Consider the following 7,861-nt stretch of genomic DNA (forward strand, 5'->3'; position numbering starts at 1 on the left):
GATTCGAGTATGACACAGAAAACCCTGACGCACCTTCAGCGCCTCGAAGCAGAGAGCATTCACATTCTGCGCGAGGTCGTGGCCGAGGCCGAAAACCCCGTAATGCTTTATTCGGTTGGTAAGGACAGCGCCGTGATGCTGCACCTTGCCAAGAAGGCGTTTTACCCTGCGCCCCCGCCCTTTCCGCTCTTGCACGTGGACACCACTTGGAAGTTCAAGGAGATGTACAAGCTGCGTGACAAGGCGGCGAAGGATGCGGGTATGGAACTGCTCGTTCATCGCAACCCCGAAGCTGCCGAGCGTGGCATCAACCCCTTTGACCACGGTGCCCTGCACACCGACATGTGGAAGACCGAGGGCCTGAAGCAGGCGCTGGACAAATACGGTTTCGACGTTGCCTTTGGTGGCGCGCGCCGTGACGAAGAGAAATCCCGTGCCAAAGAGCGCGTCTTCTCGTTCCGCTCGGCCAACCACCGTTGGGATCCCAAGAGCCAGCGTCCCGAACTCTGGCACCTGTACAACGCGCGCAAAGCCAAAGGCGAAAGCGTTCGTGTGTTCCCGATCTCGAACTGGACCGAGCTGGACATCTGGCAGTACATCCACCTCGAGGGTATCGAAATCGTGCCGCTGTACTTCTCGGCTCCCCGCCCGACTGTCGAGCGTGATGGTCTGATCATCATGGTGGACGATGAGCGTTTCCCGTTGAAGGATGGCGAAACCCCGCAGATGCGCTCTGTCCGTTTCCGCACCTTGGGCTGCTACCCGCTGACCGGCGCTGTTGAAAGCGAAGCGAAAACTCTGCCCGAAGTGATTCAGGAAATGCTCCTGACCACCACCTCGGAACGTCAGGGTCGTGCGATCGACCACGATCAGGCCGCCTCGATGGAGAAGAAGAAGCAGGAAGGCTACTTCTAAGCCCCGCTTCTTCGGTCCCTTCACGCCAGTACGGAATTTATAAATGACTGATCCTATTTACAAAACAGACGCCCTGATCGCCGAAGACATCGACGCGTATCTCGAGGCGCACCAGCACAAGACCATGCTGCGTTTCATCACCTGTGGTTCGGTGGACGACGGCAAATCGACCCTGATTGGTCGTCTGCTATACGACAGCAAGATGATCTTCGAAGACCAGCTTGCCACTCTGGAAGCCGACTCCAAGCGCGTTGGTACACAGGGCGGCAACATCGACTTTGCTCTGCTGGTCGACGGCCTGGCTGCCGAGCGCGAGCAAGGCATCACCATCGACGTGGCCTACCGCTTCTTCGCCACCGAAAAGCGCAAGTTTATCGTCGCCGACACACCCGGTCACGAACAGTACACCCGCAACATGGTGACTGGCGCGTCGACCGCGGACCTCGCTGTCATTCTGATCGACGCCCGCAAAGGCGTTCTGACCCAGACCCGTCGCCACAGCTACCTCGTGCAGCTGCTTGGCATCAAGAATGTGGTTCTGGCCGTCAACAAGATGGACCTTGTTGATTACGATCAGGCCACTTACGACGCGATCATCGAAGACTACACCAACTTCGCCCGCACCATCGGGATCGAAGAGTTTGTTGCGATCCCGATTTCGGGTCTGGCCGGCGACAACATCGCCGCGCACAGCGAAACTATGCCTTGGTACACCGGCCCTGCGCTGCTGCCCCACCTCGAAGAGGTCGAGATCAGCAATACGGTCGAGCAGGAACAGCCCTTCTCGATGCCGGTGCAGTGGGTGAACCGTCCTAACCTTGATTTCCGCGGGTTCGCGGGCATGGTCGCGACGGGCACCATACGCCCCGGTGATCTGGTTCGTGTTCTGCCGTCGGGCAAGACCTCGGAAGTGGCGCGGATCGTCAACTTTGATGGCGACCGTGATCTGGCCGTCGCAGGCGAGTCCGTGACCCTGACTCTGAAAGACGAAATCGACTGTTCGCGCGGTCAGGTGATCGTTGCGGCGCAGGCCCCGTTGGAGGTCGCCGATCAGTTCGAGTCCACCATCGTCTGGATGGACGAGCACGAAATGGTCCCCGGTCGTGCGTATTGGATGAAAATCGGCACCCAGACCGTGTCGGCCACTGTCCAGCACCCGAAGTACGAAGTGAACGTCAACACCCAAGAGCATCTGGCCGCGAAAACGCTGGACCTGAACGCGATTGGCGTGGCGAACATCACTCTGGATCGCGAAATCCCGTTTGACGCTTACACGAACAACCGCGAACTGGGTGGGTTTATCCTGATCGACAAGATCACCAACGCCACCGTCGCGGCTGGCCTGATTAACTTTGCTCTGCGTCGGTCGACCAATGTGCACTGGCAGGCAACCGATATCGCTCGTGAAGATCACGCCGCGATGAAGAACCAGAAGCCTGCAGTTGTGTGGCTGACCGGTCTGTCGGGTTCGGGCAAGTCGACCATCGGCAACATCCTAGAGAAGAAACTGGCGCGCATGAACCGTCACACCTTCCTCTTGGATGGGGACAACGTGCGTCACGGCCTGAACAAGGACCTTGGCTTCACCGAAGCGGACCGGATCGAAAACATTCGCCGTGTGGGCGAAGTGGCCAAGCTGATGACCGACGCCGGTCTGATCGTGATCACTGCGTTCATCTCGCCCTTCCGTTCGGAGCGTGACATGGTACGTAGCATGATGCAGCCGGGTGAGTTCGTCGAAGTCTTTGTCGACACACCGCTCGAAGTTGCTGAACAGCGCGACGTCAAAGGTCTGTACGCCAAGGCGCGTTCGGGTCAGCTGAAGAACTTCACTGGCATCGACTCTCCTTACGAGGCACCGTTCAACGCCGAGATCCGCATCGACACCACCGCGATGAGCCCCGAAGAAGCGGCGGATGCGATCATCGAACGTCTGATCCCGTAAAGATTAGTCAAGGAATAGAAAAAGCGCCGCGTACATCACGCGGCGCTTTTTTTATTGCCGAAAGGCCTAGATTAGCTTTGCTCGTCTTGGGGTTGCCGACTTTCGGCTTGATGCACCAGATGTTCGAAAAGCTGATTTTCGATTATTGGCTTTGAAAGAACGACCTCGTCCTGACGGTATTCAATCGAAGAGGCATTATAGGCCGACAGAAAAATGAAGGGGATTTCTCGCTCTCGCAGCGCAGCGGCGATACTCTCGGTGGTCTGACCACGCCCCAGATTGACGTCCAGGACTGCAAAGTCGATCGCCTCGGACCGTGCTAAGGCCGTGCCGGTTGCGGGCCGATTGGCCGGACCGACAACAGAGTGCCCCCAGCTTTCGACCATGTCAGTCAGGTCCATTGCAACAATGGGCTCATCCTCAACAATAAGTACGCGCAGACCTGGCTCGACTGACATCAGTGCCTCATATTCGGTTGTTATGATATTAGAACGAGGCAAATGCAGATTCTGTTCCATCCCAAAACGAAAAAAGGATGGATTATTCAAGTAGGCGAGACTTTAGGCTGAGATGATACACCTTCACGGCTCTGCCGATTAGATGAAGCCCAAGAAAAGTATCATAAATCAATGAGTTGCAATCATTTCTCAAGCAAGAACCAAGTTATGTCGTCTTGAGGAGCCCAATTGTCCCGATGATACGCAAAGCCGTAATCCACGAGCTTCAGACCGTAGCCGTCGATCAAATCTCCGGCGAAGTCGCGTTTGAAAAGCCTGTTCTCGTGCCCGCGGTAGCGGATCATCGTCGGCGCTGGGTTGTAATATTCAGCAACCAGAACATACCTGCGGCTGTTCGCGACCAGATTGTCATACACGCGGCGCAGGTAATCGGGGTTGATGTGGATCAGGACCCCCGCGGTAAAGGTTAGATCAACCGGGTCCTGTTTGATCTCTTCAAGGATTGAACCCTGACAGATTTCCGCGACGCCCGCGTCTGCCGCCTCTTTCGCTGCGGTTTCGTTGATTTCGTATCCACGCAAGCTGAGCGAAGGCTTCAGGCGGCTTAGGGCGACAAGATTCAATCCGATATTGCAGCCGAGCTCTGTGATGGATTGCACGTCATGGGCCGCACCAAGCATCTTGGTCCACAGCGCCACTTTCGAGTGCAGGAGTTGTTCGGAATTGTTCCGGTCGATATAATTCGCTCCGAAATCGCCGGCCCAGAATTCTTCTTGCTCGGTAATATAGGTCATGTCCGCAATCCTCAAAATATGCCTGATCATGGCACGGGAGCCTGTCCCTTGCCATGATCATGGTTGGCCTAGCGGAAAATGATCACAATTTTGCTGATGCTGCTTGCCCGTAAGGGTCAAGTCAGACGCCGGGCCGCTGTTCCAAGAGCGTGCCAAATGGATCCAGCAAAGCTACGCGGGCCGAGCACAAGAAGACTGCTTTCATCCTCGCGCACGAGAAAGACCGTCATATGCTCCATCCCTGTGCGCGTGGCGCAGCCAACAGCATAGGCGTCAGGGGGCAGGTTCACCAGTTTGGTCATCATCTGCTCTAGCTTTTCTTGGTCTCCTCGGATCGAAAAGCTGGCGAAGCCATCGGTTTGGTCGGACACCGTTGCGTCAGGGGCTTTGGCTTTGATCTTGGCGGCAAAGTCGCCTGTACCCTGCCCTGCCCCGATGATCATCCACTGATTTGGCGCACTCCAAAAAGCAAAATCGCCACCTTTTTGTGTCAGCTTACCCACTTCTGGTAGGGTCATCCCACACACGATGGGGGCATCATGACCTGCGCGCAGGGTAAAGGATGCGATCCCTAGCTCTGGCTCCTCTGAGATCGTAAGAGCGCCAAAAGACACTTGCTGTGCGCTTTGCGATCCAAGCGCGGTAATCGGGATTAAATCAGTCACGGAGACGCACTCCTTCGGGGTCAACGAAATGGGGGGAGACGACCTCAACGTCGAATTCCTGCCCTTCGAGAGGGTTGGCCGCGGTTATGATCTCGCCTTGGCGGGTATCGCCATCGACCAGATATCCTAGGGCGATGTAGCCGCCCACATGAGGCGAATAGCAGGAGGAAGTGACCCAACCTTGGTCGGTTGACAGGTTTTGCTCTGCCCCCTTGGTGAACAGATGCGAACCCGCCCGAACCTGCATCGCGCCATTGACAGGTTTCAGTCCAACCAGACGGCGGGTGTCCTTTGCCAGACCTTCGCGTCGGGACATCACCGCGCCGATCGAATCCTTCTTGGCGGACACCATTTTGCCCAACCCGAGCATCTCGGCTGTGGTTTGCCCGTTCAGTTCAGCGCCTGCCGCGTGCCCCTTCTCAATCCGCAGGACGGCAAGCGCCTCTGTCCCATAGGGGGTCGCCCCAAGGTCGCGCCCCTGCTCCATCAAGCGCTCCATCAGTGCGTGACCGTAGCGCGCGGGTACTGCGATTTCATAAGCCAATTCGCCCGAGAAAGAGATTCGGAACAGACGCGCCCGCAGTCCCTTGCAGATTGTCAGCTCCGAACAGGCCATGAAGGGGAACGCCTCGTTCGAGATGTCAAGGTCATCGACAATCCGGCTCAGGAGTTCGCGGGATTTTGGGCCCGCGACTGCGATCTGGGCCCACGCATCCGTGGTCGAGATCAACTGAACATCCAGTTCTGGCCACAAGCATTGGCGGGCGAATTCCATGTTCCGATATACAGAGCCAGCGTTGGCTGTGGTGGTTGTCACCACGTAGTGTTCTTCGGACAGGCGGGCGCAGGTGCCGTCATCATACAGGTGTCCATCCTCGCGCAGCATCAAGCCGTATCGGACCATACCAACCTTGAGCGTGTCCATCATGTTGGCATAGACGCGGTTCAGGAACTCGCCCGCATCTGCGCCTTGGACGTCGATTTTGCCAAGGGTCGTCACATCACACAGGCCAACGCTCGAGCGGACAGCTTTGACTTCGCGGTCGACCGATTGACGCCAGTGGGTTTCGCCGTCCCGCGGGAAGTATTGTGCGCGCATCCATGCACCAACTTCGACGAATTCCGCGCCCTGAGCCTCGGCCCAGTGGTGGGTCGGGGTCAGTCGGGTCGGACGGAAGTGTTTGCCCGTGTCGCCGCCGCCCAACACGGCCAGCGAAACGCCGGTGTAGGGCGGGCGGAAGATCGTCGTACCGGTCTCTGGGATCGTCGCGCCGCTGAGTTCAGCCATCACAGCCAACGCCGAGATGTTAGAGGTTTTGCCCTGATCGGTTGCCATCCCCAAAGTTGTCCAACGCTTCAGATGCTCGACCGAGCGCATGTTCTCCTTGTGCGACAGGGCGATGTCCTTGACGGTCACGTCGTTCTGAAAATCGACCCATGCGCGTTTTTTGCCGGGGACGTGCCAGTAGGCCTCTTGCGCGCTGGGGCGGTTCTCGGCCTTGGGCAGTGTAATTTCCGCACCCATCACGCCGATCTCGGTCAGGGCAGCCAGCGCGGCGCGCATACCGTCTGTCAGAGCGGCCTGCGTGCCTCCTTGGCCCGCGGCGGCGCCAGCAGGATGCATTCCCTTGGGGCCATTCGGGCTGGGAACAAAGGCGAGCAGGGTGTCGTTCCAAATGGGCCGCCCGCGATGGTGCGAGGACAAATGCACATTGGGGTTCCAGCCGCCGCCCACAGCCAGAGCGCCCACATCGTGCCAAGATGACTGGCCGTTGCGGGTAATTTGGATGCTGGTTAGGCCTAGCCGCCCCTTTGAGCCGGTGACGGTGCTGCCAGAGAAAAGCTGATAGTCGCCGAATTTCGGAGCATCCTCGCGGGTGTCGATGACCCCAAGCACGGGCGCGCCCTTGGCGATCATGTCCAGTGCGGTGCGGTGCCCATCGTCGCCGTTGGTGAAAATGGCAACGGGATCAGAAGGTGACTTGACCGGTGCGGCCGCCCATCGGTTGGCATAGGCACGCATGGCCCCCGACAACATGATCCCGGGGCGGTCATTGTCGGCAAAGGGAATGTGCCGCTCAATCGCACCAGCGGCCAGAACGCAGGATTTCGCCGTAATCCGCCACAGGGTTTGGCGGACATAATTGCCGGGTACTGGCAGATGATCTGCAACCTTCTCGACAGCGCCATAGATGCCGTGGTCGTAGGTGCCAAAGACAGTGGTGCGTGGCATGATGCGAACGTTTGGCAAGCTGTCCAGCTCGGCCAGCGTGCGGTTGACCCAATCACAGGCTGGCGCCTCGTCCAATAGATCGCTTTCAGCCAGAAGACGGCCACCGAACTGGAAATCTTCGTCCGCGAGGATCACCTTGGCCCCTGCCCGTCCTGCGGTCAGAGCAGCGGTGAGCCCCGCTGCGCCTGCGCCGATGATGAGCACGTCGCAATGCAAGAAGCCTTTGTCATAGGCATCGGGGTCCGGCAGCATCGACAATTCGCCAAGACCCGCAGCTTTGCGGATCGCGGGTTCGTACAGCTTTTCCCAGAAGGCACGTGGCCACATGAAGGTCTTGTAATAGAAACCTGCGGCAAAGAAGGGCGCGAGGTGGTCATTGATCGCTAACAGATCGCGGTTCAGCGGGCCGATATGGTTTTGTGATCTGGCGGTCAGGCCATCGTACAACTCGGTTACTGTCGCGCGGGTATTCGGCTCGGATCGCGCACCATCTCGCAGAGTGACCAGCGCATTCGGTTCCTCAGACCCGGCGGAGAAGACGCCGCGCGGGCGGTGGTATTTGAAGCTGCGGCCCATCAGCTGCACACCATTGGCCAACAAAGCCGAGGCCAGCGTGTCGCCAGCGTAGCCTTTGTAGCCCTGCCCATTGAAGGTAAAGTGCAGGGGCTTGGAGCGGTCGATCAGACCGCCGGTCAAACGGGTCATTGCGCACCTGTGAACGGCGGAGCAATACTCGGCCACGGTAGCGACGGCATAGTGTTGTCGCGGGCGGCGTAAAAGTCGTCCACTTTTGCCCTTTCGGATTTCGGGAGGGCTTGGGGATATACACCGTGGACTTGTATTTGAAGGTG

6 protein-coding genes are annotated in these 7,861 nt (G+C 58.1%); 2 read left to right on the forward strand and 4 right to left on the reverse strand.

Annotation, left to right across the window (positions count from 1 at the left end; genetic code table 11):
* Positions 1 to 9 precede the first annotated feature (9 nt).
* Positions 10 to 915: a sulfate adenylyltransferase subunit CysD gene (gene cysD, locus AB9K37_RS05695; RefSeq protein ID WP_369835964.1), complete on the forward strand. Its 906-nt coding sequence runs from the start codon at positions 10 to 12 to the stop codon at positions 913 to 915.
* Positions 916 to 958: 43 nt separating this feature from the next.
* A complete protein-coding gene (cysN, locus tag AB9K37_RS05700; RefSeq protein WP_369835965.1) occupies positions 959 to 2,860 on the forward strand; it encodes a sulfate adenylyltransferase subunit CysN in 1,902 nt (633 codons plus the stop codon).
* A 71-nt stretch (positions 2,861 to 2,931) separates the two neighbouring features.
* Here the strand turns inward: cysN and AB9K37_RS05705 are convergent, their stop codons facing one another.
* The 4 genes from AB9K37_RS05705 to AB9K37_RS05720 form a co-directional block, all read right to left on the reverse strand.
* On the reverse strand, positions 2,932 to 3,318 hold the full coding sequence (locus AB9K37_RS05705; RefSeq protein ID WP_369835966.1) for a response regulator: 387 nt from the start codon (positions 3,316 to 3,318) through the stop codon (positions 2,932 to 2,934).
* A 182-nt stretch (positions 3,319 to 3,500) separates the two neighbouring features.
* Positions 3,501 to 4,112 (reverse strand): pseudaminic acid biosynthesis-associated methylase, encoded by a 612-nt coding sequence (locus AB9K37_RS05710; protein ID WP_369835967.1) that lies wholly within the window; start codon positions 4,110 to 4,112, stop codon positions 3,501 to 3,503.
* Positions 4,113 to 4,228: 116 nt separating this feature from the next.
* Positions 4,229 to 4,777 (reverse strand): sarcosine oxidase subunit gamma, encoded by a 549-nt coding sequence (locus tag AB9K37_RS05715; protein WP_369835968.1) that lies wholly within the window; start codon positions 4,775 to 4,777, stop codon positions 4,229 to 4,231.
* Complete coding sequence (locus tag AB9K37_RS05720; RefSeq protein ID WP_369835969.1) at positions 4,770 to 7,715, reverse strand: sarcosine oxidase subunit alpha family protein; 2,946 nt, start codon at positions 7,713 to 7,715, stop codon at positions 4,770 to 4,772. Before AB9K37_RS05720 ends, AB9K37_RS05715 begins: the two co-directional genes overlap by 8 nt.
* Positions 7,716 to 7,861 lie beyond the last annotated feature (146 nt).

The sequence above is a fragment of the Donghicola sp. XS_ASV15 genome (assembly GCF_041224595.1).
Taxonomy (GTDB): Bacteria; Pseudomonadota; Alphaproteobacteria; order Rhodobacterales; family Rhodobacteraceae; genus Donghicola.

Coding starts and splice junctions, on each gene's coding strand:
- cysD (WP_369835964.1), top strand. CDS start 10: ATGACACAGAAAACCCTGACGCACCTTCAGCGCCTCGAAGCAGAGAGC.
- cysN (WP_369835965.1), top strand. CDS start 959: ATGACTGATCCTATTTACAAAACAGACGCCCTGATCGCCGAAGACATC.
- AB9K37_RS05705 (WP_369835966.1), bottom strand. CDS start 3,318: ATGTCAGTCGAGCCAGGTCTGCGCGTACTTATTGTTGAGGATGAGCCC.
- AB9K37_RS05710 (WP_369835967.1), bottom strand. CDS start 4,112: ATGACCTATATTACCGAGCAAGAAGAATTCTGGGCCGGCGATTTCGGA.
- AB9K37_RS05720 (WP_369835969.1), bottom strand. CDS start 7,715: ATGACCCGTTTGACCGGCGGTCTGATCGACCGCTCCAAGCCCCTGCAC.